The sequence below is a fragment of the Streptomyces sp. URMC 127 genome (genome assembly GCF_051386535.1).
In the GTDB taxonomy this organism is placed as follows: Bacteria; Actinomycetota; Actinomycetes; order Streptomycetales; family Streptomycetaceae; genus Streptomyces.
On record NZ_JBPQTW010000003.1, the window covers coordinates 95670 to 112034 of the forward strand.

Consider the following 16365-nt stretch of genomic DNA (forward strand, 5'->3'; position numbering starts at 1 on the left):
GGGGATGAATCACCCGATCGGGTGGAACGGGACGAGGCGGACCGGCGTACTTGGGGAGGCCCTTACTCCGCGGCACGGATCCGATCCGGCGCCCTGCCGCGCGCGGTTCCGCCGGCTACGCCCCCAGTGAGGTGAGGAAGCCCAGTAGCTCGGCGTTGACCTCGTCGGGGCGTTCCTGCTGGGTCCAGTGGCCGCAGCCCGGGAGGGTGACGCTGCGGTGCAGGCGCGGGAGCACCGTTTCCAGCGAGGCCACCAGTTGTGCGACGCCCGGGAAGGAGCCCACGAGGTCGCGGTCGCCCGCCACGTATAGGGCGGGCACCTCGATGCGGCGGCCGTCGAAGGGCGCGAGGAGCTCCCAGTTCCGGTCGATGTTGCGGTACCAGTTGAGGCCGCCGGTGAAGGCGTGGTCGCCGTGCGCGGAGTACTCGCGCACGAACGTGTCGACGTCCTCCTCGGTGAGCCAGCCCGGCAGCTCCTTCGGTTCCGGCATCGTGTCCATGGTCGTACTGCCGGCCGGGATCACCCACGGGCGCGGCTCCGCTGTCTGCGGGCTGTCGCCCGAGGCGCCCACCAGGAACCGCCGGAACGTCGACGCCGGATCCCGTACCAATTCCGCGTCGGCGACGCCCGGTTCCTGGAAGTACAGCTGGTAGAACCCGTCGCCGAGCAGGGAGCGCAGGCCCGGCAGCGGTGCCGCCGGGCCGCGCGGCACCGGCGGCACGCTCAGGCCCGCCACGCCGCGCACGACGTCGGGCCGCAGCAGCGCCGTCGTCCAGGCGACCGGCGCGCCCCAGTCGTGCCCGACGAGCACCGCCTCGTCCTCGCCCAGGGCGTGGATCAGTCCGATCACGTCACCGCAGAGGTGGAGCAGGCTGTAGGCGCCGATGTCGCCGGGCTGGTCGCTGCGTGCGTAGCCGCGCTGGTCCACGGCGACCACCCGGTAGCCGGCGTCGGCCAGCGGCCCGAACTGGTGCCGCCAGGAGTACCAGCACTCGGGGAAGCCGTGCAGGAGCACGACCAGGGGCCCCCGCCCCTGCTCTGCTACGTGCAGCCTGACTCCGTTGACTTCGACGAAGCTGTGCCCGACCGAGCTGTCCATGGCGTCCTCCTGGGCCGTCACGCCGGCGCGGTCACCGGCGTGGTCCGTGGCGTTACCCCACAGTAGGGGCAATGCGGGGGCGCGGACCCGTGATTCGCGTGCGCGAGCGGCCGGGCGGGCGTTCGGCCGGGTGGCGCGTTGCTGTTGCGCCCGTCGGCGGGGTGGGTCATGGGTAGGGCATGACCGAATACGAGCGTTCCCGGACGATGCCCGACCTCCCCGAGCACGTCTTCGACCAGGCGAGCGTCATCACCTGGTTCAGCAGCTGGCTCCCGGACGAGCTGCACGTCCGGCCCCAGGACCCGCCGGCCGTGGCCGTCCACGAGGACCGCACCGGCCGCGAGGCGCCCGCGCTGCTCCACGCGGACCGGGAGCGGATGCGGCTGGAATGGGGAGCGCTGGAGGGCGGCAGCGGCTACACGGGATGGCTGCAGGTGGCCGGGCACGACGGCGGGGCCAGCCAGGTCACCGTTCACCTGTCGTTCTCCGACCAGCAGCACGACCCGGGGGAGGAGGCCGCGCTCGGCGCCCTCGACCGGAGCCTCGCGCGGCTGGAGGAGCAGGTGAGGCTCCGGGCCGAGGGCGCCGGATAGGCGCGATCAGCCACCCGGCGCGCCCGCCCGACCGGCGTGCCCAGCCGCCCGGCTCGCGATCAACCGCCCGGCGGGTTCACGCTTCGAGGCCCGACCCTTCGGGGCCGGCCTCCAGGCAGGCCAGTTCGATGTCGTCGATGACGGCCTCGTGCGTCTGGCCCTTCAGGTGGGCGACGTTCTCGATGCCGACCGCCATCCACCCCGACACGCTCATCACGAGCACCCGCAGCCCGTCCGTGCCGTGCTCGGCGAGCACTCTGTCCGCGACCTTGAGGGCCTCCGCCGGTACGCGCTCGGCCGGTTCGAGGCCGACGATGGTGCGCATCAGCCCGATGGTGGTGTGCGAGATCTCCGGTGCGATGGCCCGCAGCCTCCGGTCCTCTTCCTCGTCCACGTGTCCTCGATTCTGTCCGTCAGCTCGAATCTGTCCGTCAGTCCGTCAGAGGGTCACGGGGCAGCACCCTAGGCGTCCGTGCGCGGGCCCCGCCGCCGGGCGCAGGTGGACGATCACCGCTGTGGGTGAACCCTGGTCAAGAAGCGTCCGAGTTGCCTATGAGTGTGGGATGAACCCGTTCACCAAACGGCGCGTTCGGACCGGGATGGTGCGTCCGGAGGCGGGCCGGGCGGTCGGGGCCGGCTCTCGGACGCGGCAGCGGGCCGCCGCCGGCGGCCGGTTGTCAGTGCCCCGTGCCACGATGCGCGTCATGAGTCCATGGCTTCTCACCGACATCGAGCGCGCGATCCGCAGCAGTTGGGGCGCCGACACGACCACTCCCGAGTACAGGCCGCAGTGGAGCCCGGAGAATCCCGCCCGCGACCAGTGCGGGGTGACCGCGCTGGTTCTCCACGACCTGCTGGGCGGCGACCTGGTCCGCGGCGAGGTCCGCGTCGGCGGCGTGCGGACCGACTTCCACTGGTGGAACCGGCTGGGGGAGGGGGTGGAGATCGACCTCACGCGCGAACAGTTCCGCCCCGAGGAGACCGTCACCGGCGGCGTGGTCATATCCCGCCCGCCGGAGATCAAGCGGCTGCGCGAGGAGTACGAGCTGCTGCGCGCCCGGGTCCTGGGCAAGCTGGCGGAATCCGCGGCGGCCCAGCCGTACTGCCGCGGAGTCCGCTGCGGCCCAGCCGTGCTGCGGAGTCCGCCGTGGCCTAGCCGTACCGCCGACAGAGTCCGCTGGCCCAGCCGTACCGCGGAGCCCGCCGTGGCCCAGCCGCACCGTGGAATTCGCCGCAGTCCGACCGTGCCGACCCCGCGGCGTGCCCCGTCCGCGGTCCCTCAGCCGAGCAGCGCCGCCGTGCATTCCTCGGTGAGGTCCTCCGCATGGGCGGGCAGCGGCTCGCCGGCCCGCAGGTGGCGGCGGACGACGGAGAGCGGCAGGTCGATCATGGCGATGGTGACACGCTCGGCCGCCGCGGCCCCCTCCGCCCCCAGCGCCGCGGCGAGCTCCGCGAGCGCGGCCCGGACCCGCCGGTGGCCCCGCTCTGCGCGGCGGGCGTGCTCCCCGGACCACTCGGCGCGCGCGAAGTCCCCCGCGCCGTAGAGCAGGAGCGCGGCCTCCTCGGGATGGGCGCGGCTCCAGGTGACGACGTGGCGCGCCGCCGCGGTCCCGGCTCGCCGGGGGTCGGGATCCCCTTCGAGGGCGGCGAACCAGCCTTCCTGGAAGCGCTCGACGGTCCGCAGCCACACCTCGGCGAGCAGCGCGGTCCGCCCGGCGAAGCGGTGGTAGACCGAACCGCTCGGCGCCCCCACCTCCTTGGCGACCGCGGACATCGTGACGCCGGCCGGCCCCGCCTGCGCGGCGAGCCGCACGGCGGCATCCAGAAGTTGGTCCGTGTCGAAGCGAGAAGGTCGTGCCATGAATCGGAGGCTACCCTCCACAATATTAGAGAGCAGTCTCTATAATCGGTCGCGGGAACTGCGAGGAACCCGAAAGAATCCACGGCTACGGAGGACCCCATGGACGTGTACAACGTGCACGAACGCCTGCTGCCCGTGCCGGAGCACGAGGCGGGAGCACTCATCGACGGCCTCGCGAGCGACGCGGACCGGCTGTGGCCGCGCGCGTCCTGGCCGCCGATGGCCCTGGACCGCCCGCTGGGGCCGGGCGCGTCCGGCGGTCACGGTCCCGTCCGCTACCGCGTCGCCGCCTACGTCCCCGCCACCTGGGTGCGCTTCGCCTTCAGCGGGCCGCCCGGCTTTCACGGGTTCCACGAGTACGCGGCCCTGCCCGCGGCCGACGAGCGCGGCACGGTCCTGCGGCACACCCTCGCCATGGCCGCCCGCGGTCCCGCCCGCCTCACCTGGCCGCTGTTCTGGCGTCCGCTCCACGACGCCTGCATCGAGGACAGCCTGGACCGCGCCGAACGCGCCTGTACGGGCACCGTGGCACGGCCCGCCCGCTGGAGCCCGTACGTGAAGGCGCTCCGCACCTTCGCTCGCTGACCGCTGACCGCTGACCGCTGACCGCTGACGGTTGACGGCGGGCCACCACCCCGCCGCCCCCACCGGCCCCGGGCAGCCCGTCCACTAACCCCACGGACAGGCCGCGTCCGCGCCCACGCCGCAGCACAGGGGACTGCGGCGCGGGCGCGGACACGGCCCGATCATGGCCGGTTCGGCCCTGTGGCCCGCGCCGTCCGGCGGGCGAGGCTGATCGCGACCGATTCCGTCAGCGAGGGGAGCACTTGTGACCGGCCAAAGCCACAGCGGCGAGGACGCGACCCGCGAGTACTACGACTCCGGCGACGTCGACGCCTTCTACGACCTGGTCTGGGGCGGCGAGGACATCCACACCGGCATCTACGCCCACCCCGGCGAACCCATAGCCGACGCCTCCCGCCGCACCGTCGACCGCCTCGCGGACCGCCTCGCGGACCGCCTCGCGCACCGCCTCGCGCACCGCCTCGGCCCGGACCGTACCGTCCTCGACCTCGGTTCCGGCTACGGCGGCACCGCCCGCCGCCTCGCCGAGCGCTTCGGCTGCCGCGTCGTCGCCCTCAACCTCAGCGCCGCCCAGAACGAGCGGCACCGGGCGGTCAACGCAACCCGGGGGCTGGACGGCCTCATCGAGGTCGTCACCGGCTCCTTCCACGACATACCGAGCCCCGACGGCGCGTTCGACGCCGTGTGCTCCCTGGAGGCCTTCTGCCACAGCGGCGACCGGCCCAAGGTGCTGAGCGAGGCCGTCCGCGTCCTCAAGCCCGGTGGCGCACTGGCCTTCACGGACATCATGGCGGCCGAGGACGTACGGCCGGAGGCGCTGCGCCCGGCCGTCTCCCGGCTCGGCGTGGACGCCCTCGCCACCGTCTCCTTCTATGACAGGCAGCTCGCCGAACTCGGCCTCGCCGCCACCGGCTTCGACGACCACAGCGGCCAGCTGGTCACCCACTACGACCGGTTGACCGAGGAGACGGCGGCCCGCACCGCGGAGCTGCGCGGCCGCATCGGCGTCGCCTACCTCGCCCACCTCAACGAGAACCTGCCCGTGTGGGCCGACGCCGCGCGCCGCGGTCTGCTGCGCTGGGGCGTCCTGTACGGCAGCCGGCCGTAATCGTCCGTGACCAACCGGCCACGCTCTGGCTTGATTTGCCTTCTCCCGCTGATCCATACCCGCGAGTAGCGTGCCCCGGCGCGGGGACCTCTCCAGGAGAAGGGCGTTTGCATGTTCTACAGCACGTTCAGGGCCGTGGTGCTCGTGCCGTTGCTGCGGTGGCTCTTCCGGCCGCGGGTCGAGGGCCTCGGCCGGGTGCCGCGGCACGGCGCGGCCGTCGTGGCCGGCAACCACCAGTCGTTCACCGACCAGTTCCTGATGGGAGTGGTCCTGCGGCGCCGGATCACCTTCCTCGCCAAGCAGGAGTACTTCACCGGCCGCGGTCTGAAGGGCCGGCTGGCCGCCGCCTTCTTCCGCGGGCTCGGGGCCATACCCGTCGACCGCTCCGGCCGGGCCGCCGGCCAGGCCGCCGTCGACGAGGGCGTGCGCGTGCTCGGCCGCGGCGACCTCCTCGGCATCTTCCCCGAGGGCACGCGCTCCCACGACGGACGGCTGTACAAGGGCAAGGTCGGCGTCGCGGAGATGGCGATCCGCTCGGGCGCGCCCGTGGTGCCGTGCGCGATGATCGGCACGTTCGAGGCGCAGCCCGCCGGGCGCCGGCTGCCCCGCCTGGTCCCGGTCACCGTCCGCTTCGGCGAGCCCCTCGACTTCTCGCGCTACGCGGGCATGGCGGACCAGCGGCACGTCCTGCGGGCGGTCACGGACGAGATCATGTACGCGATCCTCAAGCTCTCGGAGCAGGAGTACGTGGACATGTACGCCGTCGACGCCCGGGCCTGGCTGGCGTCCCACGGTTCCGTCCCGGCCACCCCGGGCGTCCCGGCAGGGTTGGAGGCCGCCGCCGGGTCGCGCCTCGCGCCGCTCTCGGAGCGTGTCGCCGTCGACGACTCGGCCGCGGCTCCCGGCGAAGGACGCCGCGCGGCGTAGGAGGGGCGGGCGGGTGCGACCGGTGCGGCAAAGGCCACCACGCCGGTCCGTCGCCACGCCCCCGGCCGGGCCGCCGGAGCGGACCGGAGGCCCAGCGCGCCCCGAACGGGCGCCTCAGCGGAAGAGGCGCCCAGCGCGTCCGAACGAGCGGCTCTCAGCTGAAGAGCCCCGGCCCGAGCGGGTCTCAGTCGGAGAGGCCGGCCGGAGCGGGTCTCAGCCGAAGAGGCGCCCAGCGCGTCCCGAACAGGCGGATCTCAGCCGAAGAAGCCGGGCCCGAGCGGCTCTCAGCCGAGGAGGCGCCCAGCGCGTCCGAACGAGCGGCTCTCAGCCGAAGCGCCCCGGCCCGACGGTGTCCGGGGCGAGGGTCAGGCCGGCCGCGCCGGCGACGGCCTCGGCGACGGCCGGGACCGTGAGCCGGTCGGTCCACACGTGCGCGGCGAACTCCGGGGCCCGCAGCCGCTCCAGGCACCGGTCGAGCATCGACTCGGCGAAGCTCTCCCGCCGCCTGGGCGCGCTGCCGCCCGCCGCCGCCTTCAGGACGTGCACCACGGAACGTTCGCGCAGCCGCCGCAGCACCGTGGCCCGCGAGGCCATCAGGGTGAAGTGCCGTACGTCGTGCCCGCTTTCGCGCAGCCGCCCGACGGTCTCCCCGAACACCTCCGGCTCCACGACCGTCATGGGCACGATGACCGGCCCGCCGTGCTCGCGCAGGGCCAGGTCCAGCACCTCGTACACGCCCTGCCGCCAGGCCGGCAGGTCCTGGAAGTCGCCGCGCAGGGCCGGCGGAAGCATCCGGTGCAGGCCGAACCCGACGTGCTCGGGGTCGCAGACGACACTGCCGGACAGCCGCCGCCGCAGCTCGTACGCCGTATGGGTCTTGCCGCCGCCGAAGGGGCCGTTGATCCACAGGAGCATGGCCCGACCCTACGCCGCACCCGTTCCCGTAGAGTCCCCGCCCATGAACGACGACGTGCGCAACATCGTGCTGGGGCTCGTGGCCAGCGGGATCAGTGCTGCTGCCGGCTGGTTCGTGAGGACACAGCTGTGGCGCCGGCAACTCCGCCGCAAACAGGCCTTCTTCGGGCTGCCCGGCGGCTCGGAATGCCTGCTCGTGGTCAACCAGGATCCCGCCGCGAGCGGCTGGGGCGTCGCCCGGCACGACGCCTTCGCCCTGCTCGAACTCGCCGCGCTGATCAAGGAGTGCGGCGCGCACACGGACATCGTGGTGCACGACGCCGCCCGCCAGGGGATCGGCGTGCGCACCGAGTTCTGCGTCGGCGGACCCGTGTCGAACCGGCGCACCGAGGCCCACCTGCGCTCCCTGCTGCCGGGCGTCACGGTGAACACCGGGCACGGCGGCCCCGACGGCGGAGCGATCACCGTCGGCGGCGAAACGTACCGGATGGACAAGGGCACGGCCGAATACGTGCTGCTCGCCCGGCTGCGGGGACCCGGCGGCAGCCGCCCCGTCTTCCTCGCCTCCGGTCAGCGCAGCGTCACCAACCAGGCGGCCATACGGTACCTCGCCCGGCACCACGCCCGGCTCGCTCGCCGCCACGGCCTCGACGGCACGTTCTGCCTCCTGCTGAAGGTCGTGAGCTCGGACGCGTACGGCCCGGACATGGTGGAACTGGTCGCCGACGTCACCGAGGCGGCCACGGCCGGCTGACCCGGCGCCGCGGCCCTCCGCGCCGGGCGTGCGGTGGTTCCTCCCGCGGGGGCCGTTTCGCTACGGTGGCCGTGCCCGGCGGACCACCCTGGAGGCAGATCGATGGCACCGCGTCAGGACCGGCGGCCCGCGGACTCCGGCCTGCGGGCGGGACGCGCACCGGGGGCCCGGCCGCTGGCGGGACACCTGGCGGCCTTCTACCGCACGCCGCTCTCCTTCCTCGACGGCCTGCCGCGCCACGGCGACCTCGTCGAGGTCCGCCTCGGCCGCCGGCCCGTGTTCGTGCTGTGCCACCCCGCCCTCGTGCGCCGCGTCCTCACCGACGACCGGACCTACGACCGGGACGGCGCCCACTACGAGCGGTCCCGCCGCGCCATGGGCAACAGCCTGGCGACCTGCCCGTACGCCGACCACCGGGCGCAGCGCCGGCTGATGCAGCCCGCCTTCCGCCCGGACCACCTCGACCGGTACGCGGCCGTGATGCGGCAGACGATCGGCGAGACGATGGACGGCTGGCGGCACGGCCAGGAGACCGATCTCGTACGCGAGCTGTTCGGTCTCGCCACGAAGACCGCGCTGCGGGCGCTCTTCGGCGCCGACCTGCCGCCCGCCGAGGCACGCGAGCTGCACGACGCCCTCGACACGTTCCTCAAGGGCATCTACCGGCAGTCGCTCGTGCCGTGGGCCGCCCGCCTGCCCATCCCGGCCAACCGCCGCTACGCCCGGGCCCTGGCCTGCTGGCGGGCGCACACCACCCGCCTCATCGACACCCACCGTGCGCAGACGGATGACGGACAGGCGGCCGACCGTGCGGCCGACCGTAAGGACGTTCTTTCCCACCTGCTGTCCGTCCGCATGCCCGACGGGACACCGGTCGCCGACGACGCCGTCCACGACCAGTCCACCGCCCTCGTCCTCGCCGGCATCGAGACCACCGCCGCCGCCCTCGCCTGGGCCTGCCACCTCCTGTCGCACCACCCGGACGTCGAGGAGGAGCTGTCGGCGGAGGCGCGCGGCGTGCTCGGCGAGCGCGCCGCGACGCAGGACGACCTGCCGCGGCTGCCCCTGACGGGTCGGGTCGTCACCGAGACGCTGCGCCTGTACCCGCCGGCATGGATCATTCCGCGCATCACCACCGTGGAGACGGAGCTGGCGGGCCTGTGCCTGCCGGCCGGCAGCACGGTGGTCTTCAGCCCGTACGTCGTCCACCGCCGCGGCGACCTCTACCCCGAGCCGCACCGGTTCCTGCCCGGGCGCTGGGCCGCGGACGAGGGGCCCGGAGGCGGGGGGCCCGGAGGCGCGCGGTCGGGAGGCGAGCGGTCCGGGGGCGCGCGGTCGGGGGACCCGGACCGCTCCGCGCGGCTGCGCGCGTACGCCCCCTTCGGCTTCGGCGCCCACCGGTGCATCGGGGAGGAATTCGCCCTCACCGAGGCGACGATGGCCCTCGCGACGCTGGCCGCCCGCTGGCGCCTGCGGGCCGTGCCCGGCGTCACGATCCGCCCGGCGGCCCGCGCCGTACTCGCTCCCGAGCGCCTGCCCATGTACCTGTACGCGCGCTGAGCCGCTGCCGGCCACGTAAGGCCGTACGTAAGGCCGTACGTAAGGGCCATCTGTGGAGGGCCGTCCGTGGAAGGCCGTCTGCGGAGGGCGATCTGCGGAGGGCCCTTTACTCCCCGGGGAACACCTTCGTGACCAGCTCGCCGTCCGCCGTCAGATAGCCGTAGAGCATGCCCTCGCTGCTGTACGGGGTGGCGAGCGTGCCGCGGGGGTCGAGTGCGATGACACCGCCCGTGCCGCCCAGGGCGGTCAGCCGCTCGTGCACGACCTCATGGGCGGCCGCGGTCACGTCCCGGCCGCCGAACTCCATCAGATGGGAGATCGTCGCGGTCGCGGCGCCCCGGAGGAACACCTCGCCCTGCCCCGTCGCACTCGCCGCGACCGTGCCGTTCTTCGCGTACGTGCCCGCGCCCACGACCGGGGAGTCGCCCACCCGGCCCGCCATCTTGTTGGTCGTCCCGCCCGTGGACGTCGCGGCCGCGAGGTCCCGCCTGCTGTCGACGGCCACGGCGCCGACCGTGCCCATCGCGGCCTCGCCGACCGTGCTGCCGCCCACGGCCGGCGTCCGGCCGCCCCTGCTCCGTTCCTTGGCCTTCATCAGGCTGTCCCAGCGTGCCTGCGTCCAGAAGTGGTCCTGGGTGACCGGCGGCAGGCCGCTGCGCGCGGCGAAGTCGTCGGCGCCCTGGCCCGCCAGCAGCACGTGCGGGGTCCTCTCCATCACGAGCCGGGCCGCGGAGACGGGGTTGCGCACGTGCCGGACGCCGGCGACCGCACCGGCCGCCAGGTCCGAGCCGCGCATGACCGACGCGTCCAGCTCGTGCCCGGCGTCCTCCGTGAACACCGCACCCCTGCCCGCGTTGAACAGCGGATCGTCCTCCAGCACCCGTACGGCCGCCTCCACCGCCGCCACGCTTCCGCCGCCGTCCCGCAGCACCTTCCCCCCGGCGCGCAGGGCGCCGGCCAGCCCGTCGCGGTAGGCCCGCTCCGTGCGGGCGTCGGTGTCCTCGCGCCGCAGTGCCGTCCCGGCGCCGCCGTGGACGGCCAGCACCACCCCGGTGGCCTCGGGCCGGGGCGGCGCCCCGCGCCCCGGACCGACGGACACGGACGTGGTGCCGGCGGGCTCCGCGGACGGCTGCGACAGCGCCGGGAGCACCGCCACGACCGCCACCAGGGCGCCGAGTACGGGGACGATCCAGAGTCTCGAACGCACGCGCATGGGCCCTCTCCTCGCTCGGTGTCCCGCTCACCTTGCCGAGCAGACCGCCGCGACGGAACGGGATCCGGGGAAATGGTGCGCGAACGCCCGGGAACGGCCGGAACCCTGCCGTAGCGGCTGTCCGTCCGCTTTCGGCCTTTCTGCCGTGGCGCAATGTCGAGGGCGGTTCGCAACCGTACGTCCGATAGGCGCACTTCACGGGGGTCGGTGTGGTTGTGCGCGCCTCTCAGGGTGCATAGCGTCACCCGTGCATCACGTGCAGCGAGCACTCCGATCCCCGATCTGTGCGGTGAAGTCCGCACACCCTCTGGAGGTTGCGACATGCCGAGCGAGTGGGAGCCCGTCGAGGTGGCACCGGCCATCGCCGAGGCGAACCGCAAGGTGATCGAGACCATCCCGTCGAGCTCCGAGGACTTCGAGAACGCCACACGGGGGCAGATAGCCGTACCGCCCCTCCCCTTCATTCCGGCCCGTACCAACGGTGACGCGCGCGTCTGGGACTTCTACGGCTACGACTTCCTGCGCGAGGGCGAGACCCCACCGGCCGAGGTCAACGCGAGCCTGTGGCGGCAGGGGCAGCTCACCGCCCTCGCCGGGCTGTTCCAGGTCACCTCCGGCCCGCGCGGCGCCATCTACCAGGTCCGCGGCTACGACCTGTCCAACATGACCATCATCGAGGGCGAGACGGGAATCATCGTCCTCGACCCGCTGGCCTGCTACGAGACCGCACAGCACGCGCTGAAGCTCTACCGCGACCACATCGGTGACAAACCGGTCGTCGGCGTCATCTACACCCACAGCCACGTCGACCACTTCGGCGGGGTGCGCGGCCTGTTCGCCGAGAAGAACGACGTCGTCCCGGACATCCCGGTCATCGCGCCCGACGGCTTCCTGGAGCACGCGGTCAGCGAGAACGTCTACGCCGGCCCGGCCATGGGCCGCCGCGCGGAGTACATGTACGCGGCCAAGCTGGACAAGAGCCCGTACGGGCAGGTCGGTTCGGGCCTCGGTCTGACCATCTCCACCGGCGAGGTCACCCTGATCCCGCCGACCGTCAGCATCGGCGACGCCGCCCACGGCCCCGTCCCGCGCAACCAGTGGTCCGACAAGGACGTGATCCCCTGGCGGCCCGGCCTGTACCGCCAGATCGTCGACGGCGTCCGGATGATCATCCAGCTCACGCCCGGCACCGAAGCCCCGGCGGAGATGAACATCTACTTCCCCGAGCACCGCACCCTGTGCGCGGCCGAGAACGCCACCCACACCCTGCACAATCTCATCACCCTGCGCGGCGCCCAGGTGCGCGACGCCCACGCCTGGTCCAAGTACCTCACCGAGACCATCCAGACCTTCGGCGAGCACACCGACGTCGAATTCGCCTCCCACCACTGGCCGCTGTGGGGCAAGGAAAAGATCGTCGAGTACCTCAGCGTCCAGCGTGACGTGTACGCCTACCTCAACGACCAGGCGCTGCGCCTGATCAATAAGGGGAAGAACGGTCCGGAGATCGCGGAAGAGCTCGAACTGCCCGAGTCGCTGGCGGGCCACTGGTACACCCGTGGTTACTACGGCTCGGTCAGCCACGACCTCAAGGCCGTCTACCAGCGCTACATGGGCTGGTTCGACGGCAACCCCGCTCACCTGTGGACCTATCCGCAGGCCGAGGCGGGCAAGCGGTACGTGGACGCGATCGGCACCGTCGCGGACGTGGTGGCCAAGGCCCGGGCGGCGTACGACAGCGGTGACTACCGCTGGACCGCCGAGCTGCTCAACCATGTGATCTTCGGCTACCCCGCCGAGAGCGAGGCGGCCAAGAAGCTCCAGTACAAGGCGCTGACCCAGCTCGGGTACGGTGCGGAGAACGGCACCTGGCGCGACTTCTACCTCACCGGCGCCCACGAGCTGGCCCACGGCGTGGAGCCCCGGGCCGGCCAGGAGGCGGGTGATCTGGTCAACAGCCTCAGCCTGGAACAGTACTTCGCCGCTCTGGCCCGCAGCATCGACGGGCCGAAGGCGGGAGCCGAGCAGTCCGCGCCGATCGTCCTCCAGTGGCAGGTCACCGGCGCCACGGACCAGACGTGCACCACGACCCTGCGCAACGGCGTGCTGGTCTACGTACCGGGCAAGGACCTCTTCGCGGGCACCCCGGACGTCACTCTCAAGCTCTCCCGTGAGGCGCTCAGCCGTCTTGTCCTCGCCGGCCCGGACTTCCCGCGGAACTTCGACCAGGCCGTCGGGAACAAGGAGATCGAGATCGTGGACGGGGAGCAGAGCGCCGCGGACACGGTGTTCTCCTACCTGACCGGGCCGGACCCGAAGTTCCCGCTCGTCGCTCCCGGCGTCGGCGGGACGCGTACGGGTCCCGTACGGGACTGACCCCTGCGGGACCTATACCGGCTTGCGGGCCTCGATGAGGAAGCGCGACGAGTGGGCGACGAAGGGGCCGTCCGCCCGGATGCGCTCGTGCAGCTCGCGCAGGCGGTCGCGGTACTGCTCGACGGTGAAGCCGGGAACCATCCAGATCACCTTCCGCAGGAAATAGATCACCGCGCCGACGTCGAAGAACTCCATGCGCAGGGTTTCGGCGCGCAGGTCGACGACGCCCAGCCCCGCGGCCTCCGCCTCGCGCCGCTCGTCGTCGGGGTGGCGCCTGCGCCGGACCTCCTCCGGCTGCGGGCCCAGGAAGTACTCGACCAGTTCGAAGACGCTGGCCGGGCCCACGTGCTGGGCGAGGTACGTGCCGCCCGGGCGCAGCACGCGGGCGATCTCCTGCCACCACACGGTCGCCGGGTGACGGCTGGTCACGAGGTCGAAGGCCTCGTCGGCGAAGGGCAGCGGCGGTTCGTCCGGATCGGCGACCACGACCGCTCCGAGGGGGTGCAGCAGCTTCGTCGCCTTCGCGACGTTGGGCGGCCAGGACTCGGTGGCCACCATCGTGCGGGGCAGCCGGCGTGCTCCGGCGAGGACCTCGCCGCCACCCGTCTGGACGTCGAGGGCCGCGTCCACATGGGTGAGGCGTTCGCTCATCGTCCGCTGATAGCCCCAGGACGGACGCTGTTCGGTGGCCCGGCCCTCCAGCCAGGAGAAGTCCCAGCCGGCCACGGAGACGGCCTCCGCCTCCGCGACCAGGTCGTCGAAGCTGCGCTGTGCGTGAGGGGTATTGGATGACATATCAGTAGTAATACCCCAATGGCTGCTGTATGCGCCGGGGCCACGTCCGGCCCGGGTGAGACGGGCCGGACGTGGCCGGACGTAGCCGGACGTGGCCGGGACAGCGGTGTGACGTTTCTGTACGTCCCTACGGATCGGGTCCTATGACTGCTCGTTCGTGCGGACGGCCTTGCCGTCGTGCGCGATCCAGTCCGTGAACGCGTCCTTGCCCGTACCGCGCATCCGGGCGCTGCTGAGCCGGTTGTCCAGGCCCATGACGACGACGACCGGGTTGCCCTTGCCGTCCAGCGCGACGCCGGGGACCCCGCGGTGCGGGATGCCCTCCTTGCCCCAGGGGCCCGGCCGGCCGGAGCCGGCGGAGAGGCGGATGCGGCCCTTGCCGTCGTGGTCCGTGAGGACGGTGGTGTTCCCCGCCTGGGCCACGGCGACCCGGGCGTGGCCGCCCTGCGGCTCGCACTGGGCGGAGATCCGCCAGCCCTTCTCGTCGCCGAGCCGGTCGGCGACGAGCACGCGGGAGGTGCGCGGCTGGCGGACGGCCATGCGCATGCCGCCGCTCGCGAGGGGGGCGAGGCTGAGCGGGCCGGTGACGGCCGGGAGCTTCGTGGGCTCCGTCATCTGCAGCGGGGCGCCGGTCCCCTGCGACATCCAGTGGTGCACGGTCTTGGTGTCGGCGGCCACGACGTGGATCCGGCCCTGGCTGTCGACGGCCGCGTCGAGCCCGTCCTCGATCCGTACCGGCGGACCGGCCGTGGGCAGCGTCTCCCAGCCGGAGAAGTCCTTGCCGCCGGAGCCGCTGCGGAAGGCCACCTCGCCCTCGAAGGTGCGGACGAAGACGTGCACCGTGCCGTCGGTGCCGGCGACGGCGACGGGGTAGCCCATCTCCATCGTGCGCTCCGGGTCCTGCTCGGGCGAGCCCAGGGACTCCCAGGGCCCGAAGGCCGGGGTGCCGCCGGTGCTGCCGCTCTGCAGGGCAGTGACGACCTCGCGCCGGTGCGGCTGGTCCTTCGCGGGCAGCACCGTGCGTATGGAGAACAGCTGGAGGGTGCCGTCGGAGTGGCGGAGCGCCTGTATCTGGCCCTCCAGCATCGAGCCGCCGACGGAGGTGGGCGTGGACCAGATGCCGCTGCCTGCCTTGGCCTCGGTCCAGCACTGCGCGGCGCCGTCGAGGAGGCCGAAGGCCGCGAGGCGGCCGTCGGGCAGCGGCTGCACCCAGCGCATGGTGCCGGGGGCGCGGTGGCGGCAGTTGCTCGACCAGCCGAGGTACTTGGTGTGCGAGGTGTTGCCGACCTTGCGGTCGCCGCAGCCCGCGTCGTCGTCGCAGTCCTTGCCGTTCGCCCAGCCGTAGGTGTCGAGGAACTTGAGCTTGTGGTCCGTGGTGGCCTTGTCGAGGTTGGCGGGGAGGTGGGAGACCTCGTAGCCGACGTAGCTGTCCACGGCCGTCGGGCGGGCGTGCTTGCGGCCCCAGTACTCGGCGAGCGCGGCCTGGGCGAAGAACGCCGACGTGGTGTGGTCCTGGTGGTCGTACTTGGCTATGCCGCGCAGGACGGGCGGGGCGTCGGGGAACTCCGGCGGCTTCGGCAGATGCGTCGGGTTCGGGTCCAGGGTGCGCACGACGGTCGGCTGGTAGCGCTCGAAGATCGCGACGAGGGTGTCGATGACCTGCTGGCGGCCGTACTGGAAGGTGCGCTTGACCGGGCTGCCGGCCGGCAGGAGCGTCGTCAGCTTGGGCGTCGCCCCGAGCCACAGGCCGCGCAGGCTCTCCTTGCGCGGGTTGCGCAGGGTGCGGGCCTCGATCAGCTCAAGGAAGATCAACTGGACCTGGGGTGCGGCGCGCAGCGTGTGCAGCTCGACCTGGATGCCGGGCACGAGGGACAGCGGCTCGACGGTCCAGGGGCTGAGCCAGTCGCCGGTGGCCATCTGGGCGGTGGCCTCGCGGAAGCCGTTGAGCCGTGCGCGCACGAATTCGCTGCGCTTCTCCGGCAGCTGCTTGTAGCCGGGCGCGGTCGACAGCGCGTTGCGGCCGTCGGACTCGCCGCCGGTGAGGCAGACCGTGACGGAGGGGCCGCCGCCGAGGATCGACTGCTCCAGCTCCGGGTTCATGAAGTAGAGGGAGTCGTCGGGGTGGGCGATGACGTGCACGAACGACTCGGAGGTCGTCGCCTTCGCCGGCCGCACCGGGGTGCCGTCGTGCTCGGACTTCTTCTTCGCGTCCGGTGCGAGCCACTGCCAGGCCCCCACCGCGCCCGTTCCGAGGACGATGCCGCCGCCCGCGACCTGGAGCACGCGTCGGCGCGGTATGTGCCCTGGCACAGGATTCCCCCAACTCTGCTGCGCTCGGCGCGCAGTGGAAAAGCGAAAGGGCGATTAGAACTAATCGCCTGTGGATCGTGAGTTCGATCTTATGAAACGCAACCTGCTGTTTCCCCGCTGTTTTGTAACAGCCGTACGTCGGCCGCATGTAGTTTCGTGCGCGGTTGCGCAACGCGGCCCGCGGTCCGGGACGGCAGTCACGGACCGTTGCGCGGTGGTAGCGGAACGGCTTCCGGAGCGGGGATTCCGGTGGGGGTCTGTCTCTTATA

General features: G+C 72.8%; 14 protein-coding genes and 1 pseudogene. 8 read left to right on the forward strand and 7 right to left on the reverse strand.

Features of this window, described 5'->3' with window-relative positions:
• Window positions 1-115: 115 nt before the first annotated feature.
• The gene (locus tag ACSNOH_RS02045; protein WP_436719397.1) at window positions 116-1099 is read right to left on the reverse strand and encodes an alpha/beta fold hydrolase; all 984 of its coding nucleotides are present in this window, start codon (window positions 1097-1099) and stop codon (window positions 116-118) included.
• A 179-nt stretch (window positions 1100-1278) separates the two neighbouring features.
• On the opposite strand from ACSNOH_RS02045, the gene ACSNOH_RS02050 reads away from it, so the two are divergent.
• The gene (locus ACSNOH_RS02050; RefSeq protein WP_436719398.1) at window positions 1279-1692 is read left to right on the forward strand and encodes an SRPBCC family protein; all 414 of its coding nucleotides are present in this window, start codon (window positions 1279-1281) and stop codon (window positions 1690-1692) included.
• 76 nt (window positions 1693-1768) lie between these two features.
• Here ACSNOH_RS02050 and ACSNOH_RS02055 read toward each other — a convergent pair whose 3' ends face one another.
• The gene (locus ACSNOH_RS02055; protein WP_436719399.1) at window positions 1769-2086 is read right to left on the reverse strand and encodes a hypothetical protein; all 318 of its coding nucleotides are present in this window, start codon (window positions 2084-2086) and stop codon (window positions 1769-1771) included.
• A gap of 310 nt (window positions 2087-2396) precedes the next feature.
• Here ACSNOH_RS02055 and ACSNOH_RS02060 point away from each other — a divergent pair.
• Window positions 2397-2777, forward strand: a pseudogene (locus ACSNOH_RS02060) (YunG family protein); the annotation flags it as partial.
• Window positions 2778-2971: 194 nt separating this feature from the next.
• On the opposite strand, the gene ACSNOH_RS02065 reads toward ACSNOH_RS02060, so the two are convergent.
• Window positions 2972-3553, reverse strand: a complete 582-nt coding sequence (locus tag ACSNOH_RS02065; RefSeq protein WP_436719400.1) for a TetR/AcrR family transcriptional regulator — start codon at window positions 3551-3553, stop codon at window positions 2972-2974.
• A gap of 99 nt (window positions 3554-3652) precedes the next feature.
• Between ACSNOH_RS02065 and ACSNOH_RS02070 the strand changes: the two genes are divergently transcribed.
• From ACSNOH_RS02070 to ACSNOH_RS02080, 3 genes are all read left to right on the forward strand, one after another.
• Window positions 3653-4138: an SRPBCC family protein gene (locus ACSNOH_RS02070; protein ID WP_436719401.1), complete on the forward strand. Its 486-nt coding sequence runs from the start codon at window positions 3653-3655 to the stop codon at window positions 4136-4138.
• 244 nt (window positions 4139-4382) lie between these two features.
• Entirely contained in the window at window positions 4383-5246 is an 864-nt protein-coding gene (locus ACSNOH_RS02075) for an SAM-dependent methyltransferase (protein WP_436719402.1), read from the forward strand.
• Between the two features lie 111 nt (window positions 5247-5357).
• Entirely contained in the window at window positions 5358-6173 is an 816-nt protein-coding gene (locus tag ACSNOH_RS02080) for a lysophospholipid acyltransferase family protein (RefSeq protein ID WP_436719403.1), read from the forward strand.
• Window positions 6174-6497: 324 nt separating this feature from the next.
• On the opposite strand, the gene ACSNOH_RS02085 is transcribed toward ACSNOH_RS02080, so the two are convergent.
• Complete coding sequence (locus tag ACSNOH_RS02085; protein WP_436719404.1) at window positions 6498-7088, reverse strand: AAA family ATPase; 591 nt, start codon at window positions 7086-7088, stop codon at window positions 6498-6500.
• 43 nt (window positions 7089-7131) lie between these two features.
• On the opposite strand from ACSNOH_RS02085, the gene ACSNOH_RS02090 reads away from it, so the two are divergent.
• Window positions 7132-7842 (forward strand): hypothetical protein, encoded by a 711-nt coding sequence (locus ACSNOH_RS02090; protein WP_436719405.1) that lies wholly within the window; start codon window positions 7132-7134, stop codon window positions 7840-7842.
• A gap of 102 nt (window positions 7843-7944) precedes the next feature.
• Entirely contained in the window at window positions 7945-9402 is a 1458-nt protein-coding gene (locus tag ACSNOH_RS02095) for a cytochrome P450 (RefSeq protein WP_436719406.1), read from the forward strand.
• 106 nt (window positions 9403-9508) lie between these two features.
• Here the strand turns inward: ACSNOH_RS02095 and ACSNOH_RS02100 are convergent, their stop codons facing one another.
• The gene (locus ACSNOH_RS02100; RefSeq protein WP_436719407.1) at window positions 9509-10615 is read right to left on the reverse strand and encodes an isoaspartyl peptidase/L-asparaginase family protein; all 1107 of its coding nucleotides are present in this window, start codon (window positions 10613-10615) and stop codon (window positions 9509-9511) included.
• A 321-nt stretch (window positions 10616-10936) separates the two neighbouring features.
• Between ACSNOH_RS02100 and ACSNOH_RS02105 the strand changes: the two genes are divergently transcribed.
• Window positions 10937-12991, forward strand: coding sequence for an alkyl/aryl-sulfatase (locus ACSNOH_RS02105; protein WP_436719408.1), 2055 nt, complete (start codon window positions 10937-10939; stop codon window positions 12989-12991).
• 12 nt (window positions 12992-13003) lie between these two features.
• Here the strand turns inward: ACSNOH_RS02105 and ACSNOH_RS02110 are convergent, their stop codons facing one another.
• Window positions 13004-13786: a class I SAM-dependent methyltransferase gene (locus ACSNOH_RS02110; protein WP_436719409.1), complete on the reverse strand. Its 783-nt coding sequence runs from the start codon at window positions 13784-13786 to the stop codon at window positions 13004-13006.
• Window positions 13787-13927: 141 nt separating this feature from the next.
• On the reverse strand, window positions 13928-16069 hold the full coding sequence (locus ACSNOH_RS02115; RefSeq protein WP_436719410.1) for a PIG-L family deacetylase: 2142 nt from the start codon (window positions 16067-16069) through the stop codon (window positions 13928-13930).
• Window positions 16070-16365 lie beyond the last annotated feature (296 nt).